Annotated in this window: 21 protein-coding genes; 8 read left to right on the forward strand and 13 right to left on the reverse strand. The window is 55.1% G+C overall.

Annotated elements, in window-relative coordinates; all coding sequences use genetic code 11:
* The first annotated feature begins 72 nt into the window (after positions 1 to 72).
* From VN12_RS20475 to VN12_RS20495, 5 genes are all read left to right on the forward strand, one after another.
* Positions 73 to 1848: a hypothetical protein gene (locus tag VN12_RS20475; RefSeq protein WP_146678543.1), complete on the forward strand. Its 1776-nt coding sequence runs from the start codon at positions 73 to 75 to the stop codon at positions 1846 to 1848.
* A gap of 116 nt (positions 1849 to 1964) precedes the next feature.
* On the forward strand, positions 1965 to 2720 hold the full coding sequence (locus VN12_RS26500) for a YciI family protein (protein WP_146678544.1): 756 nt from the start codon (positions 1965 to 1967) through the stop codon (positions 2718 to 2720).
* 37 nt (positions 2721 to 2757) lie between these two features.
* The gene (locus VN12_RS20485; RefSeq protein ID WP_146678545.1) at positions 2758 to 3231 is read left to right on the forward strand and encodes a VOC family protein; all 474 of its coding nucleotides are present in this window, start codon (positions 2758 to 2760) and stop codon (positions 3229 to 3231) included.
* Positions 3228 to 3623 carry a DoxX family protein gene (locus tag VN12_RS20490; protein WP_146678546.1) on the forward strand — a complete coding sequence of 132 codons (396 nt, stop codon included), beginning with the start codon at positions 3228 to 3230 and terminating at the stop codon, positions 3621 to 3623. The genes VN12_RS20485 and VN12_RS20490 overlap by 4 nt, the downstream gene beginning before the upstream one ends.
* A 100-nt stretch (positions 3624 to 3723) precedes the next feature.
* Positions 3724 to 5052: a replication-associated recombination protein A gene (locus VN12_RS20495; RefSeq protein ID WP_146678547.1), complete on the forward strand. Its 1329-nt coding sequence runs from the start codon at positions 3724 to 3726 to the stop codon at positions 5050 to 5052.
* Between the two features lie 343 nt (positions 5053 to 5395).
* Here the strand turns inward: VN12_RS20495 and VN12_RS20500 are convergent, their stop codons facing one another.
* From VN12_RS20500 to VN12_RS20545, 10 genes are all read right to left on the reverse strand, one after another.
* Positions 5396 to 5791: a FoF1 ATP synthase subunit delta/epsilon gene (locus VN12_RS20500; RefSeq protein ID WP_146678548.1), complete on the reverse strand. Its 396-nt coding sequence runs from the start codon at positions 5789 to 5791 to the stop codon at positions 5396 to 5398.
* Positions 5792 to 5833: 42 nt separating this feature from the next.
* A complete protein-coding gene (gene atpD, locus VN12_RS20505) occupies positions 5834 to 7288 on the reverse strand; it encodes a F0F1 ATP synthase subunit beta (protein WP_146678549.1) in 1455 nt (484 codons plus the stop codon).
* Between the two features lie 101 nt (positions 7289 to 7389).
* Positions 7390 to 8307, reverse strand: a complete 918-nt coding sequence (gene atpG / locus VN12_RS20510) for an ATP synthase F1 subunit gamma (protein ID WP_146678550.1) — start codon at positions 8305 to 8307, stop codon at positions 7390 to 7392.
* Positions 8308 to 8331: 24 nt separating this feature from the next.
* Positions 8332 to 9837, reverse strand: coding sequence for a F0F1 ATP synthase subunit alpha (atpA, locus tag VN12_RS20515; RefSeq protein WP_146678551.1), 1506 nt, complete (start codon positions 9835 to 9837; stop codon positions 8332 to 8334).
* Between the two features lie 153 nt (positions 9838 to 9990).
* On the reverse strand, positions 9991 to 10614 hold the full coding sequence (atpH, locus tag VN12_RS20520) for an ATP synthase F1 subunit delta (protein WP_146678552.1): 624 nt from the start codon (positions 10612 to 10614) through the stop codon (positions 9991 to 9993).
* Positions 10615 to 10671: 57 nt separating this feature from the next.
* Entirely contained in the window at positions 10672 to 11295 is a 624-nt protein-coding gene (gene atpF / locus VN12_RS20525; RefSeq protein ID WP_146678553.1) for a F0F1 ATP synthase subunit B, read from the reverse strand.
* 70 nt (positions 11296 to 11365) lie between these two features.
* Complete coding sequence (gene atpE, locus VN12_RS20530; RefSeq protein WP_409994260.1) at positions 11366 to 11665, reverse strand: ATP synthase F0 subunit C; 300 nt, start codon at positions 11663 to 11665, stop codon at positions 11366 to 11368.
* An 82-nt stretch (positions 11666 to 11747) separates the two neighbouring features.
* Positions 11748 to 13079 (reverse strand): F0F1 ATP synthase subunit A, encoded by a 1332-nt coding sequence (atpB, locus tag VN12_RS20535; RefSeq protein WP_146678554.1) that lies wholly within the window; start codon positions 13077 to 13079, stop codon positions 11748 to 11750.
* 15 nt (positions 13080 to 13094) lie between these two features.
* Positions 13095 to 13478, reverse strand: coding sequence for a hypothetical protein (locus VN12_RS20540; protein WP_146678555.1), 384 nt, complete (start codon positions 13476 to 13478; stop codon positions 13095 to 13097).
* Entirely contained in the window at positions 13475 to 13765 is a 291-nt protein-coding gene (locus VN12_RS20545) for an AtpZ/AtpI family protein (RefSeq protein ID WP_146678556.1), read from the reverse strand. The genes VN12_RS20540 and VN12_RS20545 overlap by 4 nt, the downstream gene beginning before the upstream one ends.
* Before the next feature lie 207 nt (positions 13766 to 13972).
* Between VN12_RS20545 and VN12_RS20550 the strand changes: the two genes are divergently transcribed.
* Positions 13973 to 15538 (forward strand): DUF4912 domain-containing protein, encoded by a 1566-nt coding sequence (locus tag VN12_RS20550; protein ID WP_146678557.1) that lies wholly within the window; start codon positions 13973 to 13975, stop codon positions 15536 to 15538.
* 79 nt (positions 15539 to 15617) lie between these two features.
* Here VN12_RS20550 and VN12_RS20555 read toward each other — a convergent pair whose 3' ends face one another.
* The 3 genes from VN12_RS20555 to aroC form a co-directional block, all read right to left on the reverse strand.
* On the reverse strand, positions 15618 to 16634 hold the full coding sequence (locus tag VN12_RS20555) for a Gfo/Idh/MocA family protein (RefSeq protein ID WP_146678558.1): 1017 nt from the start codon (positions 16632 to 16634) through the stop codon (positions 15618 to 15620).
* A 13-nt stretch (positions 16635 to 16647) separates the two neighbouring features.
* Entirely contained in the window at positions 16648 to 16800 is a 153-nt protein-coding gene (gene ykgO / locus VN12_RS20560; protein WP_146678559.1) for a type B 50S ribosomal protein L36, read from the reverse strand.
* A gap of 223 nt (positions 16801 to 17023) precedes the next feature.
* On the reverse strand, positions 17024 to 18172 hold the full coding sequence (gene aroC, locus VN12_RS20565; protein ID WP_146678560.1) for a chorismate synthase: 1149 nt from the start codon (positions 18170 to 18172) through the stop codon (positions 17024 to 17026).
* A 144-nt stretch (positions 18173 to 18316) separates the two neighbouring features.
* Here aroC and eboE point away from each other — a divergent pair, with 144 nt between their 5' ends.
* Both eboE and VN12_RS20575 read left to right on the forward strand, forming a co-directional pair.
* Complete coding sequence (eboE, locus tag VN12_RS20570) at positions 18317 to 19588, forward strand: metabolite traffic protein EboE (RefSeq protein WP_146678561.1); 1272 nt, start codon at positions 18317 to 18319, stop codon at positions 19586 to 19588.
* A gap of 10 nt (positions 19589 to 19598) precedes the next feature.
* Positions 19599 to 20987, forward strand: coding sequence for a hypothetical protein (locus tag VN12_RS20575; RefSeq protein WP_146678562.1), 1389 nt, complete (start codon positions 19599 to 19601; stop codon positions 20985 to 20987).
* The last annotated feature ends 10 nt before the right edge of the window (positions 20988 to 20997 follow it).

A 20997-nucleotide genomic window follows, 5' to 3' on the forward strand; every position in this document is an offset into this window, starting at 1 on the left:
GTTAAAACACGTCAATGCGGCCAACGATCCCGTAGGCCCTTGCGCCACAAAAACTTAACGCATTATCACGCCATGATACCGCAAACGCTCTTGGGGTCCCTCTCCGCGCACGTCCAGGTCCCTCGTTCGTCTCCCTCCTCCGCATTCCCTATCGCTCCGACCGATTGGCACGCGGGGTGTCCCAGCGATGGTGAAGTCTATGAAGAAGGACCTTGGCGAGGAGTTCTCCTCAACGAGTGGTACCTCCTGGGCAGGATCCGCGATTGGGAGCAATCTGGCGTGGCAGAGCGAGACGCGTCTAGCGACATCGAGTGGGCCCCGTCCCCATCCGTCGAGCCATTGCTCCGAACGCGTTCCGCCGCATCCACGAAAGCCGAAGATGCGAGGGAACTTGAGATTTGGTGGGGAAGTCCCAGGTCCCCGGGAGGAAAAGTCGTCCGTGATAGAGAGCCTCGATGGATCGCAATTCACGCTCGATCCCTACGCCCTCTCCCTTACTTGATCAAACATTGGGGAACGCCTCCCGAACCGGTGCTAGCGGATTGGAAAAGGCAATGCGGCATTTTGGGGCTGCAGACGCAATCCATTTGGATCCTGGCGTCATCCGTGGGCATTCTTTATCGGATCGATGAAACGCGCACGAGCCCCTCTCTGATTGCGGTCCACCGCACCACTCGAGTTGCCAATCCCCTTCAAAAAAACTCGAAACGTGCCGGTTATCGAGCCGTTCATCGAGGGCTTCCAGCCGCTGGGCTCCTTGTTCTTGTCGTCGTCATCGGATGGATGCTGCGGAGGGGCGTTCCGGCGACGTGTACGAAAATGCATTCCATCCCGACCATCTCTGAGAAGAAAGAGAAAGAGGGGGTGTCAAAGGAATCCACGCTTCTCCCACAACCACTCCCGTCGCTCGAATCTCGGGAGATTCCTCAAGAGCTCGGAGAGATTCCCGAGTTGGTCACGGATCCGGATCTTGCGTTGCTCGATTCCGATATCCATGAAGACTGGAAAATGGCAAACACGATGGGAGGATCGAGCTTGGGTGTCGAACAGGAGCCCATCCTTCCATTTATCGATCTAGCTCTTTTTTCGCAGCCATCGCATATCTCGGATGAGGTGTCGGATACACAAACGCCGTTGGCCGCGAATCAGGTTTTGGGATTCCATGGGGAGGCGAAGCATGATGACGTCTCGGATTCGGAATTGCTAGAAATCGAATCCGTTGCCGAGGGAATTCGTCGCGTCTTCCCTGTATCGGGAGGGCTAGCACGCCATCGAATCGGGACAGGTAGTTCGATTGCTGCTGCGCGTGCAACGTGTCTCGCCACCCTTTCGATGATCGATAACTCGCATCAAGGCTTATCGATCACTCCCTCCGACGCCAGCATGCTCCTAGGTGAGAGCACGCAACAATGGGTTGTGGCATTGGAAGAGGAGGCTCCTGAGTTGATCGTCGAGCTTGAGTCTCGTCCTGCACGAAGGTGGGAACTTCGTATCAAAACAGGGGTGCGCGAACATCGTCATGCACTGACCTATTGGCTCCATGCTGGCCAGGCAAGTCGCGTGCTGGATCAGATGGATCTCGGGCGCCGTTCGGCGGAGTCAGAGTTGGGACGCATGCAATCGATGCTTGACGGTGGGCAGTCGATGGGGCCTTTCTCTCCCCGTCAACGACGTCGACAACTGCAGCAATTGGATAAAGAACTCGAACGTTGCATTGAGATTTGGAAAGTCGTCGAGCGTTTGAGTCTGATCGTGCTGGACCAAGCCCAAATAGCGGTTGAGCTTCAAACCCCAACCCAATTCCCTTCCCAAGCTGTTTCGCCGCCAGAAAAAGTGTCAAATCGTTGACGCCGATTGTCGATTTCGAGTCCTCGCGTCCGACTGCTTGGAGTACCACGAACGAACCGATTCCTCGAATCGCGAACTGTTCGCCGACCCTAGTTTCTCGATGGAAATGAAGCATCATGAAGTTTATCTGTCTAGGTTATGCCGATATGTCCCAATTCCAGACCATGTCGGCCGAGGCACTTCAACGCTCGATGGACGAGTGTTTTGCATACGATGATTTACTTCGTGCCGGAGGTCACTTCGCAGGGGGCGAAGCGCTGCAGGAGTCATCGAAAGCCATCACGCTGAGGTACGTAGATGGAGCTGTTCAAGCGACCGATGGACCTTACGCGGAGACAAAGGAACAGATCGGGGGGATCTTGATTCTGGAGGCCGACAGTATGGAACATGCCGTCGAACTCATGTCCCGGCATCCGGGGGTTCGCATCGGTCCATTCGAAATCCGACCGTCGGACGAGGCGACCAATGCTTTGATCTCGGCACGCAACCAACCGAAGCCGCGCAATCCTGTCGTTTGGTTCGAGGTCTACGTAGAGGATATGCAGCGTGCCAAAAAGTTTTATGAGAATGTTCTCCAAGTCGAGTTAAGCCGATTGGAGTCGCCCGATGCGGCCATGGAGATGTTCGCGTTCCCGATGAACATGAACGGTGACGGTGCATCCGGAGCATTGGCGAAGATGAAGGGATGTTCCCCTGGAGCCACCGGGACGCTCGTTTATTTTGGGTGCAAAGACTGTGGCACGGAAGCATCGCGTGTCGAGCTGGCTGGCGGTAAGCTTCTTCAGGGCAAGACCCCAATCGGTCCCTACGGCTTCATCGCTCTCGCACTGGATACCGAAGGGAATCGAATCGGTCTGCATTCGATGAGCTAAACCAAGTCTTTTCATTTCCACCCCACAAGGCCCCATCATGAGTCAATCCCAACGCATCACTCCTTTTCTCACGTTCAAAAACGAAGCCGAGCAGGCTGCCGAATTCTATGTCTCGGTCATTCCCGATTCCAAGATTCTCCGCAAGGTGAAGAACCCGCATGCCGATGCGATCCTCACCGTCGAGCTGGAGCTGAGAGGGATGAAATTCATCGCCTTGAACGCAGGCCAAGATTGGAAATTCACGGAAGCCTTCTCCATTGCAGTCGAGTGCGACTCGCAACAGGAATTGGACCGGATATGGGAAAATCTGACCGCAGATGGTGGGGCGGAGTTGGCGTGTGGGTGGCTCAAAGATAAGTTTGGAATGTTTTGGCAAATCTGGCCAGCAGAACTTCCACGTTGGATGGCGAGCGATGATGCGGAAGCGGTACAACGCATGTTTCAAGCCGTCTGGCAGATGAAAAAATTGGATATCGAAACGTTACAGAAAGCATTTGGTGGGACAACATGAAGTCGAAGAAGTCGGTGATCGTAGGTTGGGTTCTGAGCGTTGTGGTCGCATTGCTCCTGAGCGTGCTGAGCGCTTATGGCAAGTTCTTTGACTTTCCTAACAAGGATGAAATGTTCGCTAACCTCGGGTGGGACACAGGAGTGATGGTCTATGTAGGAATCGCCGAAGTAGCGATCGCACTGATGTTTCTCGTACCGCGACTCGCCTTCGTTTCAGCCATTCTTATGTCGGCCTACCTGGGAGGAGCCACAGCCGCTCACGTTCGTATCCATGAGAATTTCCTGATGCCGGTCCTCATCGGGATCATCGCATGGATCGCGTTGGGCCTGCGGGATCCACGCATTTTTCAAATTGCATTCTCGAGCAAAGGTTTGGAACCGAAAAACATCTGAGTTCCTGAAGCGGCCGCATTTCCAATCGACCGATCCGCAGTTAGGAGGCGGTCGGATCTGCTGAATTAATCCATTGCGAAGAATGGTGTAAGATGATGGGATGGATCTATTTGAAGCATCGGAAAAAAAGAATCGAGAGCGATCGCAGCCTCTGGCTGCGCGCATGCGGCCTCGCACGCTGAACGAGTTCGTCGGGCAGTCTCATCTGCTCGCGCCCGGTAAGCTTTTACGACGATTGATTCAAGCGGATCGACTTCAGTCGATCCTCCTCTATGGACCCCCTGGCACTGGGAAGACAACTCTCGCTCACTTGCTCGCCAATGAAACGCAAGGAGCCTTTCGGCAGTTGAACGCGGTCACGAGCGGTATTAAAGAGCTGAGAGAGTCGCTGGAATGGGCACGCGATGAAGTCTCCGCGACTGGAAAGCGACCGATTCTTTTCATCGATGAAATCCATCGTTTCAATCGCACCCAACAAGACGCGTTGCTCCCCGATGTCGAGCAAGGCATCGTGACCCTGGTGGGAGCGACCACCAGCAACCCGTTCTTTGCCGTCAATGGCGCGTTGCTCAGTCGGTCGCAAGTATTCGAATTGCACCCGCTGAACGATCAAGACTTGATTCAACTTCTCCGACGCGCGATCGAAGATACCGCTCGTGGATTGGGAATGTACCGACCCCATGTCGACGACGATGCGTTGGAATACTGCGCTCGTATCTCGGAAGGGGATGCCCGACGCGCGCTCGGTGCGCTAGAGCTGGCCGTCCTCTCCTCGACACAGGACCCCATCCGGGTCGATCAAGACGCGATGCGCGAGAGCATGCAGAAAAAGATTCTGCAGTTCGACCCCACCGGGGACCAACACTATGACCAAGCTAGCGCGTTAATCAAGAGCATTCGAGGGAGCGACATCAATGCCGCACTCTACTGGCTCGCACGTAGCCTAGAATCCGGGGAGGAAGTTCGCTTCCTCACCAGGCGCCTTGTCATTCTAGCCAGCGAAGATGTGGGTAACGCGGATCCCCAAGCTCTTTGTCTCGCGGTCGCAGCCATGCAAGCTTGCGAGTTTATCGGGCTTCCCGAATGCCAACTGACTCTTTCTCAACTCGTGATTTATCTAGCGGCTGCACCGAAGAGCAATTCGGCGACGGCTGCCATCGGCGCTGCCCGCAAAGAGGTTCGCGAAGGTTCGCTCATTCCGGTGCCTAGGCACTTGCGAGACGGTCACTATGGAGGTGCCGAGAAGTTGGGGAATGCCGTCGGATACCACTATACTCACGATTCCCCGCAGGGCGTGGCAGCGCAGGAGTACCTTGGGGTAGATCGAGAGTTCTACAAACCGGTGCGCCGAGGATACGAAGCGGAGTTGGCGGACCGTTGGGATGCCATTCAGCAGATACTCAATCCGAAAGACTGCACCGAAAAGTGAAAATCCGATGCTATCATGCGTCGGTAACTCGGTGAGTCCCGGCACTCCCATACTTCCTCTTGCTCTTGCTCAAGGCAGCAAACGCCAATTGCTTGTTTGCCCCTGATCGACTTCACTCCATCGGCTCGCGATCGATGGCTGCTTGCTGTGCAATCGATTTTAAGATCAACCAGACGGTGAGCACGATTACGATTGCGAGCACCGCGAAACTAAGCATGAAGAAATACCAGAGCAACGCTATGCAGAGGACGAACTCGATCGGCCGTGATGGACCTGCGTTGACTCAAATCCACGGACTCTTTACCGGGGACGCTGTCGGACCGGACTTCGTTCTAGTTCAAACTTACTTTGCGAGACGGGACTTCGCGCGGGTTTGAGCGATGGTTCGCTCTCGCAGGGAAATGGCTTCCGGCGATGTCGCTTTCATCGCCGTCGCTTTGGCCAAATCCTCTTCCGCTTGCTTTTTGTCGATCTGTTCACGTTTGAGCAGTCTGTCGGTGAGCACATAAACCGCTTCGCGGGTCACTTGGACAAACCCACCGTCGACGAACCATTCCGTGGACGTCGACCCGTTTCGCAGCTTGAGCAGGCCGAATCCCAGACGACCCACCATAGGGGCGCGACCGGGGAGGATCCCGGCCTCCCCATCATAGAGCGGTAACGTGAGTGCGTCGCATGTCGTATCGAGCTCGGTTTTTTCCGGTGTTACCACTACGCAACGAACTTGTGTCTCGGCCATGGTCGGTCAACGATTTCAAAAGGAACGGAAACGGAGTGGAATTTACTTCTTCGCAGCGGCAGCCATTCGTTTGGCTTGCTCTTCCGCTTGCTCGATCGGTCCGACGTACATGAAGGCGGATTCGGGCAAATGATCCCACTTCCCATCGCAAATCTCTTCGAAGCTGCGAATGGTATCAGCGAGGGAGGTGATTTCCCCTGGTTTACCCGTGAAGACTTCTGCGACCAAGAACGGTTGGGACAGGAATCGCTCGATGCGGCGAGCCCTCTTCACGACTGTCTTGTCCTCTTCGCTCAATTCATCGACACCGAGAATGGCGATGATGTCCTGCAGTTCACGGTATCGCTGAAGGGTCTTCTGAACGCGACGCGCGATCGCGTAGTGACGCTCCCCGACAATGGCAGGGTCCAAAATACGGGAGTTCGAAGCGAGTGGATCGATCGCGGGATAGATTCCCTTTTCCGAAATCGATCGCTCGAGATAGATAAACGCGTCAAGCTGACCGAACGCGGTAGCAGGAGCGGGGTCGGTTGGATCGTCAGCAGGAACATAGACCGCTTGAACCGAGGTGATAGCCCCTTTCTTGGTCGATGTGATCCGCTCTTGCAAAGCACCCATTTCGGTCGCGAGAGTTGGCTGGTAACCCACAGCAGATGGCATACGACCGAGCAACGCCGATACTTCCGAACCCGCTTGGGAGAATCGGAAAATGTTATCGACGAACAACAGGGTGTCCTTTCCGGTTGTATCCCGGAAGTATTCTGCCATGGTGAGGGCCGAGAGAGCGACGCGAAGTCGGGACCCTGGTGGCTCATTCATCTGACCGAACACCATGCAAGTTTGTTCGATAACCTTACGTCCGGTCTTACCGATTTCCGCTTCCTGCATTTCCAGCCAAAGGTCGGTTCCTTCGCGGGTTCGTTCTCCAACCCCTGCGAAGACCGAGTAACCACCGTGGGTGCTGGCTACACGAGCGATGAGCTCTTGCAGAATAACCGTTTTACCGAGTCCTGCTCCTCCGAACAAACCTGCTTTACCGCCCCGAACGAACGGCGTGAGCAAGTCGATAACCTTGATCCCGGTTTCGAAAACTTCCGTGTTGGTGGAGAGTTCCGAAACGGCCGGAGCTTGTCGGTGAATCGGCCAATACTCATCGGCTGGAACGGGACCGCGTTGATCGATTGGGTCGCCGAGCACGTTGAAGACTCGTCCTAGGGTGCCATTGCCGACCGGGACCGAAACCGGCCTTCCGAGGTCGACGCATTCTTGGCCACGCATCAGACCGTCGGTGCTTCCCAACGCGACGCAGCGAACCTTGCCGCCGCCCAAGTGCTGTTGGACTTCGCCGGTCAGATTGATTTTGATCCCCTTCTTTTCGCCTTCTACTTTGACGGCATTGTAGATCGGTGGAAGGCTGTCCGCGGGGAACTCCGCATCAAAGGTAGAACCGATGACCTGGCTCACTCGGCCTGACTGTTTTCCTGTGGCAACGCTCATGAATTATCTCGACTTCGTACGATCCGAAAGTTGTGGTTTTGTTGGCGGGTCGCTCTCTAAAGAGCAATCCCATTGAACTTGAAAACGGGTGCCGACTATCGCTAGCCGAGGGCCTCGACCCCACCGATGATTTCCATGATCTCGCCGGTGATCTTGCTTTGGCGAGCGCGGTTGTAAGTACGGGAAAGGGACTTGATCAGATCCCCTGCATTTTCGGTCGCGCTCTTCATCGCGACCATCCGAGCGATTTGCTCGCTGACTGCCGCATCCAAAAAGCACTTGAACAATCGTGCTCGGAAGCTGGCAGGAACGACCTCTTCCAAGATCGCACCGGCATCCGGCAGGAATTCGTAGTCGTCGCGAATGGAACCCTTGGAGGGATCGGAAAGGTTCGACTCCGTCGCCGCTTTGCCAGCAGGCTGCACGGCCAAGTCAAAACCTCCGAACGGGAGCAAGGTTTCCACCACGGCAATCTGTTTGGAACTGCTGATGAACTTGGTGTAAGCCACATCGACGCGATCGACTTTGCCGGTGATGTAACGCGCGATCAGTTCATCCGCGATACGACCAACTGCATCAAACGCGGGCTGGTCTTCGAAGTCCGTGTACATCTTTTCGATGGGCACCCCAGCGAACTTCAGCGCTGCGATCCCTCGCTTTCCACTGACGCTTAGCTCTCCGCTTTCGGCCATCGCTTTGATTTCGGCCCGTCGCGCCACAGCCGCCTTCACAACGTTTCCGTTGTAGCCGCCGCAAAGACCGCGGTTCGCGGTCAGCACGAGCATGTCGATCGACTTGATCTCATCTCGCTGATTGAGGAGCGGATGGGTTACGTCCGTTCCACTCTTCGCGAGATCTTGAACGATCTGCGTGATCCGCTTGGTGTAGTCCGTCGCTGCCGCTGCACGGTCCATCGCTTTTTTGAAGCGGGCCGTTGCGATGAGCTCCATCGTTCGCGTGATCTTGCGAATGTTTTTGACCGACTTGCGTCGTTTATCGAGCTGACGAATATTCGCCATGGCTAAACAACCTTTCGGCTATGGTTACTTGAACGACGCTTTGAATGAAGCGATGGCCGACTTGATCATCTCTTCGATTTCCGTGGTGAGATCCGCAACATCGCGAATCTTGGTCAACAACTCTGGCTTGCGATCGCGAACGTAGGTGAGCAATCCAACTTCGAAATCGCGTACCTTGGTCACAGGAATGTCGTCCAAGTGACCGCGAGTACCCGCGTAAATACTGATGATTTGCTCTGCAATGTCCATCGGTTGGTATTGCGACTGCTTCAGCAACTCCACCATCCGGTAGCCACGGTCCAGCTTGGCCTGCGTGGCTGGATCAAGCTCCGTACCCAACTGAGCGAAAGCTTCCAATTCACGGAAGGCGGCCAAGTCAAGACGCAAACCACCCGCAACCTTTTTCATCGCCTTGATCTGCGCGTTACCACCTACGCGAGAAACCGAGATCCCCACGTTCATCGCCGGACGAATACCCGCGAAGAACAAGTCCGGTTGCAAGTAAATCTGTCCATCAGTGATCGAGATCACATTCGTGGGGATGTAAGCCGACACTTCCCCTTCCAGGGTTTCGATGATCGGAAGACTCGTGAGCGAGCCTCCACCCAGCTCCTTGGAAAGCTTTGCGGAACGCTCCAAAAGGCGGCTGTGGCAGTAGAAAACGTCCCCGGGGAACGCTTCCCGTCCTGGTGGACGACGCATCAACAAACTCAATTGTCGATAGGCAACCGCTTGCTTGCTCAAGTCATCGTAGACGATCAAGGCATGTCCGCCATTGAACATGAAGTGCTCAGCCATCGCCGTTCCAGCGTAAGGTGCAACATATTGCAACGGTGCGGGAGCCGATGCGCCGGATACGATGACCGTCGTGTAGTCCATCGCGCCGGCTTTGGTCAACGCGTCGATGACCAGAGCGACCGACGAGTCCTTTTGGCCGATCGCGACATAGAAGCACTTTACGCCCTTGCCTTTTTGGTTGATGATCGCGTCGATCGCGACAGCGGTCTTACCCGTTTTGCGGTCACCGATGATCAGTTCCCGTTGACCTCGTCCAATCGGGGTCATCGCGTCAATCGCTTTGATCCCGGTTTGCATGGGCTCGTGAACGGGTTGACGCTCCGCAACACCGGTCGCAATGATTTCCACGGGGCGGGTGACCGTTGCATTCACTGGGCCTTTTCCATCCAGTGGGTTGCCCAACGGATCGAGCACCCGTCCGATGACTGCGTCACCGGCAGGAACCGAAAGGAGGGTTCCAAGAGCTTTGACCTCATCCCCTTCATGGATGTTGAGGTAATCGCCGAGGATGATCACCCCAACGCTCTGCTCTTCCAGGTTGAACGCAAGACCGATTGCGCCGTTCGGGAATTCCACCATCTCACCGGACATGACGTTCGAAAGACCGTATACCCGAGCGATACCGTCGCCGACCTCCAGCACAGTACCTACTTCTCGGACATCGACTTGGCTGCCGAACGTCTCAATTTCTTTTTGAATGACGGCTGCAATTTCATCCGAGTTGAACTTCATGAGTCAAACCTCTTTTAGCGTTCCGAAAGAACGCGAGTACATCTGTGGGAACGATTGTGTATTTGTAAATGTGTTCGAAATCGAACGGGGCGATAGTCCACCGGCAGGCGAACTGTGACTAATTGGTACTCGTGACCAGCACGAAAACCGGTACTAGCTCGCTAATTCGGCGGATGCGGCGCGAACCGCTGCCTCTGCTTTGGCTCCCGCCTCGCGGCGCAGTGCCTTTAACTGGCCATCGACGCTGCCGTCGTAAACGGTATCGCCGATTCGGACAACCAATCCTCCCAAAATCGATGGATCGACTTTGGTGAGGAGGCGGATGTCCTTGTTGAATGTGCTCTTCAGTTTGTTTTGCAAAGCTGATTTAGAGGGTTCGCTCATCTCAGCCGACGTGGTGACATGGACTCGTAATCGTCCTGCCCATTCATCTCGCAAAGCAATCGCTGCAGATGCGATCGGTCGCAAGTGCTGCAGTCGATTGCGTCGACAAACCACCTTCACGAAGTTTAAAACGATCGCATCCATCGACTTTCCGAAGACGCGATCGATCATGCCGATCTTGTCTTCGATCGCTGTCTTAGGATTCGCAAGAACCATTTCGAATTTCTGATTCTTGTCGAGAACGTCCGTCACGAACGATTCCAACTGGTCGACCACCAAATCCACCTTGTTCGCCGAAGCAGCCGACTGAAGCAGCGCTTTGGCGTACACCTCCCCAACGTGCTGCCCTTCGCTGTCGAAGACCGTGGCAATCTGGTTCACTTGCTCTGACATGTGTTAACCAATAAACCGTTGGAGGGAATGTGTTGAACGAGGAGGAATGGAACGCAACTAATTTTTGCTGGGAAGGTTTGTGATCGCTTCTGCAATCAGCTTTTGATGATCTTCCGCTTTGAGCTCTCGACCGACGAAGCGGCGGGCCAGGGCAAAGGCCATGTCCGTGCTCTTGGTCGTCAAATCGGAAAGAGCCGCTAGTTTGGCGGACTCGATCTCGGCCAAAGCACGATCGCGTGAACGAGCCGCTTCCGCTTGTGCCTCGGTTCGGATCCGCTCACCCACTTGTTCCGCATCCTTGCGAGCTTGGGTGACCATCTCCTGAGCTTGAACGGCAGCTTCAGCAAGCTTCGCTTCGTATTCCTTTAGCTTGGTAGCAGCTGTTTCTGCCGCTAGCTTTGCTTCGGTGATCTGCGATGCAATCGCCGCCTCTCGCTTGGCTAACCCCTGCGAAATGGGCTTCCAAGCCAACCCGTAGAGGAGAGCAAACAGCAGCAAAAACACTACTGCCGAAAACAATGCCTTGTCCGACTTGAGCTCGAGCAAATTGTTCATATCGGCTGAAGCGTGGCCATGAGTTAAATCCTCATGCCCTTCACCCGATGCGAATGCAACACCACCGAACGTGGCAACGATTGCAATGAGCAATCCGCACAAGAAAACTGGAAGCTGGCGAACCATGGTCGGCCCTAAACACAAAGTTGAAGACGATTCAAAAACGGCTGCGACCCTCTCGGATCGGCAAACGACATTACGATCCAGCGAATGGGTTCTGTTGCGAGCAAACGAACACAGCGTAGAACGCGAGACCTTCGATCAGAGCCGCTGCGATGATCATCGCAACTTGGATCGTTCCGGAGGACTCTGGCTGGCGAGCGATCGATTCAACAGCTCCCTTGGCGAGCATACCAATGCCGAGTGCAGCACCGATCACAGCGAGACCAGCACCGATAGCTCCTGGCATTCCGCCAGTGCTTTGTGCGGAAGCGGGCAACGCCATCAGAGCAACGATACCGAGGGCCATGTAGCCAATTCGAAGAACATTAAACACTTTCAAAATCTCCTGATTCCAGAGCAAGTGAAAAACAATGAGCTGAACGACCTTGACTCACCAACGAGCCAAAGATGGATTCTTAGTGGTGGTGCATCGCGCTTCCTACGAAGAGCGCTGCGAGGAACGTGAAAACATAAGCCTGCAAGAACGCGACGAATAACTCCATCACACTCAACAGCGTCGTTCCCAAAACCGAGATCCCCGCGACTCCCATCCAAGCAGGAGTGCTAAGAGAAGAAGCGACCGGCAAACTGATACCGATCCCCAAAATCCCCAACAGGACCAAGTGACCTGCACCCATGTTCATCAACAATCGCACCGCCAACACGCCGTGCTTGATAAACAAAGAAGCAAACTCGATGATCCAAATCAAAGGAACAATAAAGACTGCCAAGTAAATGGGAAGCCCCATGGAGGGACAAATGTTCTTGAGATAACCGACGACACCAAACGTTTTGATACCCATCGCTACACCGACGATAAAGACGATCAATGCTAACGCGAAGGTCGTACCAAACGAAGCGGTCGGAGCTCCAACCCAAGGAATCATCCCTGCCAAGTTGCAGCCAAGGATGAAGAAGAACAAAGACCAAAAGAACGGCATGAACTTGTCTGCATCGTGTTCGCCCATCGCTGGTACGACGACGTTGTTTCGAACCGCTTGAACAAATCCCTCCAGCAAATTCCAAGCCTTGCCCTTCGGTGCATCCGTCGTCGAGACCCTCTTGGCGAGCCAGCGGAAGATGAGCAAGACGACAATCGCCACCAAGACCTCGATGATCATGTAGCGACTGATACCGAACCCCGATTCCACCTCATATGCGTTTCGCAATTGAGCGAACGGTTGAGGGATCAAAACCTTGCCATGAAGGCTCTGATTGTATTCGGCGATTTTTTCCGAAGACCAATCCTTGCCGGATCCCTCGGTGACGAACTTGGAAACCACTTCGTCCGAATTGATCGAAGCCTTCAAGGCTCGCCATTTGGCAGCGGTCGCCTCATCGCTTTGGATATCGATGAACCATTCGATTTTTGGCTGTGGATTCTCGGCCAAATAAGCTTTGACGCCATCGACTGCGCTCGGAGCTTTGGTCTTTGCCCAATTCTTAGCTCGCGAGATAACGATGGCAGATTGTTTCTCTAGGTATGCATCCAACGGCCAACTATGATTGCCCGCCGACTCGTGCTGCCAATGCTGCCAGTCTTCTTTGAGTGTAGTCAAATCTCCGTCGCTGACACCCATTTCCTTCAGGCCCGCGATGATCGTGTCGGCCTCTTCGGATTGAAATCCAGAGTCAAGCCTTACCATCCACTTGGGGAAGTCCGCGGCTTTCTCTCGCGAGCTGCGCCACATGAACTTTGGCAACTCGAAATAGTATCCGTCTTTGATATGGAGGATATCGGAGGCCATGCTTGGGAGGCGGGGTTAGATTCGGGAATGGGAACGACTAATTTGGAGGCAGGATTCTAATGCTAGAAAAGAAAAATAACAGCCCACCAAGGCGCTGGCGAAAAAATTGTGATTGTTCCATTTTGTCGCAGTAGCAAACGCGAGCGCCCCAAGAACAACCATCGTTCGAACCAGCGTGAAGAGCAAAACCGATGCAACCGGGTTCTTTCGTTCAAACGACTCGGTGTTAAGTATCCAACTAAAGAGACTCGCTCCAACGCAAATAGCGACTCCTCCTAATCGAGCAGGAAGGGTTTCCCAGGGATCGCTCCCCGGCTGTCGATTCACCCGGTCGATCCCAATCGTCACCGCTGTGCATGCCAACCCAAGAACGAAGATCCAATAAAGATCCCGCTTCATGACGGCTTTTGTTCTTTGCGTTCGAATTCGGCCGCTCGAACGACATACATCATTCCGACGATCGCAATGGCTCCCCCGACCAAAAAACCCGTCAGGGTTAAAAATGTGGTCCCAAGCCATTTGTCGAGGTACGATCCGCCCACTCCCACCAAAAGCATTAGCAACAAAACGGCCATCACGCGACTGAAGGCATTCAGGGCGATCGAGTTTTTGTTTCCGCGATTCCCGCTTTCACTGCCAGGTTCGCTCCCCTGGTTGGAATCGACGTTCGAAGGCTGGTGTGACATATTTGCACGATTGGTTCTGGAGGACGGCCCGGACAACCCGCGAAGCCGATCCAATCTGTTCGCGATGGCTTGAAAGGCTGGGCTAGCTAACTTTCCATCCAAACTCTAGAAATCCTAAGTCCGCTAAGCATACTAATTAAAGATGCAGGGACGGTCGAGTGACCTCCGCTTTTGCCCGATTTATTGAACACGCTGGGAGCAGCTACCTTGTCGACCGAACGCAAAAAGTCCGCTAGCTCCAACAAGAACCTCGCCAAAACTCCCACCAAAGGGGGGGATCGGAGCCCGGGCAAAGCTCCCGCCCCGAAAAAGACCGCGAAAGCCCTGAAAACATCAAAACCCCCTGCCAAGGGGGCTGCAAAGAACCTTGAAAAGTCACGTTCGACCCCTAAGAAGTCAGTTGACGGAATGACCAAAGCGAAATCTGCACAAAAAGCAGCACCGAAGGACGCGAAAGAAACCAAAAAGATCGCCGCTGCGAAGAAGCCTTCCCCCCCACCCTCCAAAACAAAAGGTGGCGCAGTGAAAGGGGTAAAAGAGAAAGCGGGAACGGTCAAATCGAAGCCACTGTCCTCCAAGGCGGCAAAGAATGCCAAGGCCGAGAGGGTGATCCCCAAGGCAAAGGAAATGGCTGCGATTCCAAAGCCATCGAAGGGCGGGAAACCTGCATTAGCGTCGAAAGAGTCCGCGAAAAGCACCGCATCTGTTCCGGTCAAACCCTCTTCGGTGAGCAAGAAAGAAGGGGCAACCCCCAAATCCGCGGTCAAAGCGAAGGAGCCAACGAGCGCTGCGAAGACAATGAAGCCGGCTGCCAAGAAAACCGAGCTTGCACCGCCCCCTTCCAACACCAATCCCGATATCGTCGCCAAAATCCGATCGGCGCAGGCTAATAAGGAGTCTCGCAAGGACCTCGCGCAGCCCGCGCCCAAGCCATCCCTCGTCTCCAACACGCAGGTTCCGCCCCTGGAGAAAGGGAAGGATCGCCTCATCCTGATGGTGCGGGACGCGTTTTGGCTGCATGCGCATTGGGATATCACTCGACAAACCGTGGAGCGGGCCCGGGTTTCCATCGCGGAGCATTGGCACACGGCGAAGCCGATTCTTCGGCTCCTCAAGCTTGATGACAATGGGACGACGAATAACGCTGAGACGGTTTTTCAAGACGTCGAGATTCACGGCGGTGTGCGCAATTGGTACCTTCAAATCGAAGTGCCTGGGTGCTCGTTCAAAGTGCAACTGGGTTATGTCACCTCGAACGGCCGTTTCTATGAGCTCGTGCGGAGCAATACGGTCACAATGCCAATGGCGGGCTCGAAAGAAGTCGTCGATGATCATTGGGCGGACATTGCAAAGGACGCCGAACGCATCTACGCCATGAGCGGCGGGTATAACGAGGACACGCAATCTGGCGATCTAGCCGAGGTGTTCGAAGAGCGTCTCAAGCGAACGATGGATACCGACGTTCTCTCGCAATTCGGATCGGGCGCGGAAGGGAGTCTCAAACGCAACAAGCAGTTCTATTTCGAAGTGGATGCTGAGTTGATTGTCTTTGGTTCCACTCATTCCGATGCCCATGTCAATGTGGGGGGTGAGCCGGTGAAGGTTCGCTCCGATGGGAGTTTCTCTGTTCGACTCCCCCTCCCTGATCGTCGACAAGTCTTGCCTGCAACAGCCAAGAGTCGCGATGGAGTGGATGAGCAGACTGTGGTCATCGCCGTGGAGCGGAATACGAAGGTGATGGAACCGCTCTCGATGGACGTCGAGGACCTGTAACAGCCCACGATTTGGGTGATAGGGAGTCCGAGCGTGGAAAGAAATCTGCCTCGTAAGCCGCTCCGGTTGTCGAATTCTGCTAAGGGAGCTGCAGTGGGATTCGAGCTTGAGCACCCATGCTTTTCTTTGCCAGATCGAGTATCGCTAGGGCGGTGCATGCGTCTTCTAGATCGCTCGAATTGCACACAAGCGACGTGACGGCCCGATGGAACTGGCTGAACATTTGTTGCCCGACAGATAGCTCGGTGTCCAAGGCTTCTTGATGTCTCCCTGCATCGTCGAACCACACGAGTGTGGAGGGTAAATCGACGAATGCAAGTCCCTTCTCGCAGCAGACCTGTATTGCAGCTGGAGGTCGGTAGGTGATGGCTTCATGCCATACTTCCGGGATATAAGCACCGCAGCTGATTTGCGCTAGGATTGCCTTGGAGTCTTGCTCGGGCGACCCGAAACCTAAGCTGAAGATTTGATAATCGGCAGTAGCGACCGAGTCGCGGCTGGCATGGCGGATCGCTTGGACCCATTCCGGAGTCTCGCCAACGATGTAATTGCACCAGTCGATGAGCTCGACCAGCTCGCGTTGGGATCTCGCCTCCAGCGACCGCGCGTGACGAATGTCTTTGTTCTCGCAAGTCAACCGTCGGTGGCAAAACAAGAGTCTTGGTCGACCTAACCGAGTTGCGATCAGCTCCTTGAGCCTGAGCGTTGCAGGGGCGAACCGCCGCGAAAGCTCGGTCATGAAGGCAATCCCGGCGGATTGGATCCGGTTTTTCAAATCCATCGCGGCAGAAGCGCTGAGGTCGATCTCGGCACCGCAGAAGATTGCCTTGCCGTAGTCACAGGCCGCGAGCAAGGGAGTGAGTTGATACCAGTCGTCTTCCAGCACCATGACAGCGTCGAGCGACGGATTTTCCATCATCTCACGGAAGCTGGCGTAAGGCAAAGCGTCCAACTCGCGGGCGCTATTCTCCGCTAAAGCATGAACGCTGTTGTAAATGCCGACGACTTGAAACCTCTCTCGCATCGATCGGAGAGCTGGCAAATATCTCGACTGCCAATCGCGTCCCTGCCCGATAACTCCGATGCGAAGTTTCATACGCTACCGAATGCTACCGCTTTCGGCGTTTGCACTTCGCGTTCCCTTGACGCACCTTGTAGCGGGGGTTGCTTTTGCAAATGACGTAAATGCGTCCACGGCGGCGGACCACTTGGCAGTCAGGATGTCGATACTTCAACGCCCCGATGGACGAAACGACTTTCATGTTTCCTAAACTCCGGAAAACAACGAGGTTTTCTCTTAGTGAACGTTATAAAACCGCCAAATCCGAGGCGGGAAACGCGAATTGTAGCGTTCCGAAACGCATGAGCAACGGCAAATGCAAATCGGCACAATCGGCTCACTCAGCCCAACCTTTCCAACGAGAAGGAACAAAAGACTCCATCTCCTGCTGGACCCAAACTCTCGAGGAGAATGGGGATCCCGATCTATCGACCTCGGGCCATTTCCTGAAAAAGCTGGTACCTGGCCTTCATTTCGACCAAGCTATCTCCGCCAAACTTCTCGATGAAGGCGGCGGCGATTTCAAACGCGACGACATGCTCGACGATGATCGCCGCTGCAGAAATAGCGCACACGTCACTCCGCTCGTAGCTGGCTCGGTGAGACACCTTGTCCGCCATGCGGATGGAATCCAACGGCTTTCGCAGGGTGCTGATCGGTTTTTTCGCGGCTCGCAGGATCAGGCTTTGGCCGTTGGTCATGCCACCTTCTAGTCCCCCTGCATTGTTGGTGGGACGCACATAGCCCAAATTGGGGGAATGTGCTTGAGCTGCGTCGTAGTGGATCGGATCGTGCACCTGGGAACCAGGGCGGCGCGCGGCCTCAAATCCCATCCCAATCTCCACTCCCTTGATCGCCTGCACCGCCATCACTGCTTGCGCCAGTTTCCCGTCCAGTTTTCGGTCCCACTGCGCATGGGTTCCCAGCCCGAAAGGAAGGCCATCGACGCGAACTTCGATTACCCCACCTAGCGTGTCTCCTTCGTCGGCCATTCGGTCGATATACTGCTCCGCTTCCTTGTCCATCGAGGGATCCACCGCGTAAATCGAGCTTTGGTCTCGAAGTTCCCGCGCATCAGGAACGGTCAGGTTCAGCGTATCTCCACGCCCAATCGGCATTTGCCCCAATTCGACCACATAGCCGAGCGTCTCGATGCCGAACTCGCGAAGAAGCAATCGAGCCAAGGCCCCTGCTGCGACACGAGCGGCCGTCTCCCTCGCGCTGGATCGCTCCAAGACTCCGCGGATCGAACCGAGATACTTGATCGCACCCGTCAGATCCGCGTGACCAGGGCGGGGCCGCTCCAATTCCTTGAGCCGCTCCAGTTTGTAGTCGTTATTCACGACCTGCATCGTGATGGGAGAGCCCAGAGTGCTCCCTTGCCAAACGCCGGTCAAAAAGTCGGCATGGTCTTGCTCCAGCTTTTGCCTACCGCCTCGACCATAGCCTCCCTGACGAAGCCTCAATTCTCGGTCGATGAATTCGTTATCGATCGTGACACCGGCAGGGAAACCATCGACGAGCGCGATCAAAGCCTTTCCGTGCGATTCTCCAGCGGTCCAATAGCGAAGCATAAAGGCAGGTTTCTCAAAAGCGGCTTGTCAGCTAAAACCAATAGTTTAGTCCACCGCGCCCACTAGCCAAGCCGCGTTTCCTGCCGCAGGCCCCATCCCCTCCTTCCTATCTGCTCCATTTTCCGACCGAAGGGATCTTCTCCATTGAACGCACCCCCCCAAAAGGCTTCGGTCCGAACCGGGTACTGCACCAATGTTCACGCCGGGCGCGACCTTAACACCGTTCTGGAAACGCTTAAGAAATTTTCCGTCCCTGTCCGTGATTTGCTACATCGCACCCCCGATTCACCGCGTCCTACGCAAGATCTAGGCTTGGGGCTTTGGTTCTCCGAAGTCTCTGCTCGCGAAGCCCTCTTGCCCGGATCTCTCGATACACTGCGTCGGTTTCTCGCGTCGGAGTCCTTGCACGCCTTTACCCTCAACGGGTTTCCGCAAGGCGACTTTCACGAACCCATCGTCAAGCATCGAGTCTATCAGCCGACTTGGTACCAATCCGCCCGCTTGGAGTACACATGGAGCCTCGCCGAGCTTCTCCACCAACTCCTCCCCCCTGACGCGATCGGCACCATTTCCACCCTCCCCATCGCCTGGGGAGCCCCTCCGCTCACTGCAAACCAAATCGAAAGGGTTTGCCAACAGTGGTCGGAGCTGGCCCGCCGGCTGCACGCGCTCCGTGAGCAAACGGGACGCACCATTCTCATAGCGATCGAACCCGAACCCGGTTGCATCTTCTCCGACAGCCAGTCGTTCCGTCGCTTTTACGTCGAGTCGTTCCTTCCTTCCCTTTCCAGCGAATCGGAACGAGAGATCGCCCGCCGGCACGTCACGCTTTGCCACGATATTTGCCACGCGGCGGTAATGTACGAAGATCAAGCCATCGAGTTATCACAAACCTTCGAGGTGGGTATACGTGTCGGCAAGGTACAAGTCTCCTCGGCCCTCGACGTTCCTTGGCACTCTATGGATCAGGGGGATCGAGACCAGGCTTGGAAGCAACTGCACGCTTTCGCCGAAGATCGCTACCTGCACCAAACCCACGTGCAAGCCGGAGGTCATCGAACGCTGTATGAGGATTTGCCGGATCTGCTCGTCAAACAAGGGGCTGCACCGACAGACTCGCAATGGCGGATTCACTTTCACGTTCCGATTTACCAGTCCTCTTTCGGGGCCCTGCAGTCGACGCAATCGGAAATCGAGCGCTGCCTCGACGTTCTGGTGCCACGCATCGGAACGGACCATTTTCCTGCCGGACATTTCGAAGTCGAAACGTATGCTTGGACGGTCCTGCCTGAGGAATGGAGACAGCGTTCCTTGAGCGAAGGGATCGCCAAGGAGTTGAGTTGGTTCGAAAGATTGCTCGACGCGAAACTGGACGCCCATTCCCATCGATCGGATTTGGACCACGCAAGAAAGTAACTTCACGAACATGGAATCCCGTTTGTCGTCTTCTCGCCGCGACGGAATGCTCCTATATGGTGCAGCAGGTTGTTCGTTTTTGGTGCTGGCTTGGTCGCTCGGTGCACTGCAACCCATCCGGCAAGTCGATACGGAAAGTTATGAAAATTTTCCGTCGCTACTAAGCCCAGCCGCTTTGGAGCAGACGCGGACATTTGTTTACCCCATATTCCTCAAGATAGCTGGGGCCCTGTTGGGAGCCCGTGCAGTCGACTGGCTCCCCTGTCTGCAGTCGGTCATTTGGGTGATTTCGATCGGAGTTTGGGGAGGGGCGCTCCGATCGTGTCGATTCCCGCGGGCGATGGCGCTAGGGGCTTCACTCCCCCTCTACGGATTGCCCTTCGCCTGGCGATATACCTCGGTGATCACCCCCGATTTGCTCGCCTGCTCCTTCTCCCTCCTGGCCGCTTCCGCATGGTTGGTCGCTATCTACTTTCCAAAACGATGGGGCATGATGGTGATGGCAGGTGTCTGGGTGTTCGCTGCATATCAGACCAAGCCCGTTTATCTTTTTTTGCTTCCCTGGCTTCCCATCGCAACTTGGATCGCAAGAGGATGGCTATTCGATTGGGACCAGGAGTCTCGACGCAGTTTCTATCGAGCGAGCTTCATCGCGATCGTCCCCTTCTTCGCGTGGTGCACCCTGCGCTGGGTGCTGGTCGGGCATTTTGGACTAGTCTCCTTTGGCGGTTACAACATCGTAGGAATATCAGGACAATTTGTTGCACCGGAGCATTTGCCGGGTCTGTCCGAGAAGTCGCGAGAGTTAGGTGACAGAATCATTGCAGAAAGATCCAAGCGATCGGATTGGGATACGTCCGGTGCTTTCGATTCGGTATCCCGGCAGTTCAATCCGATGGTTTGGGAGATCGCGGTCCCGATCGCGTCCGAATTGGAGGAGGGGGAACCCAAAAAGATCAATGCTCGTTTGAGCCAGTTCTCGCGAGAAGTCCTAATGGCCTCCCCTAAGGAGTACGGAGTTTGGCTCCTGCGGGCGATGAAACATGCTGCGATCGAACTGGCGCGTTCCTTAGGTGGCAACCCCCTGGTATGGGTTGCGATCGCTATCGTGGGATGGTTTTGGTGCAACGATTGGTTGCGCATGCAGGAGCGGTCGGAATCGTCTCGAATCGCTCAGCAGAACGAGGTAGGGGAGAGATCTGTCAGCGCGACAGCGATCGAAAGGATGCGAGCTGCTCAAACGATCGTGTGGTTGGCGATTGGATGGAGCCTTGGAAAGATGCTGCTGGTCATCCTTGTCGAGCCGCCGAATGAGCGCTATGCGGGTCCCGCGTCCCTCTTTCTCGCGTCCGCTTTCGTGATTGTGGTCTTGCAAGTACGAAAACGTGACAATTCGTGACAATCGTTCA

Origin of the sequence: Pirellula sp. SH-Sr6A (genome assembly GCF_001610875.1) — a bacterium.
Taxonomy (GTDB): Bacteria; Planctomycetota; Planctomycetia; order Pirellulales; family Pirellulaceae; genus JBKCUI01.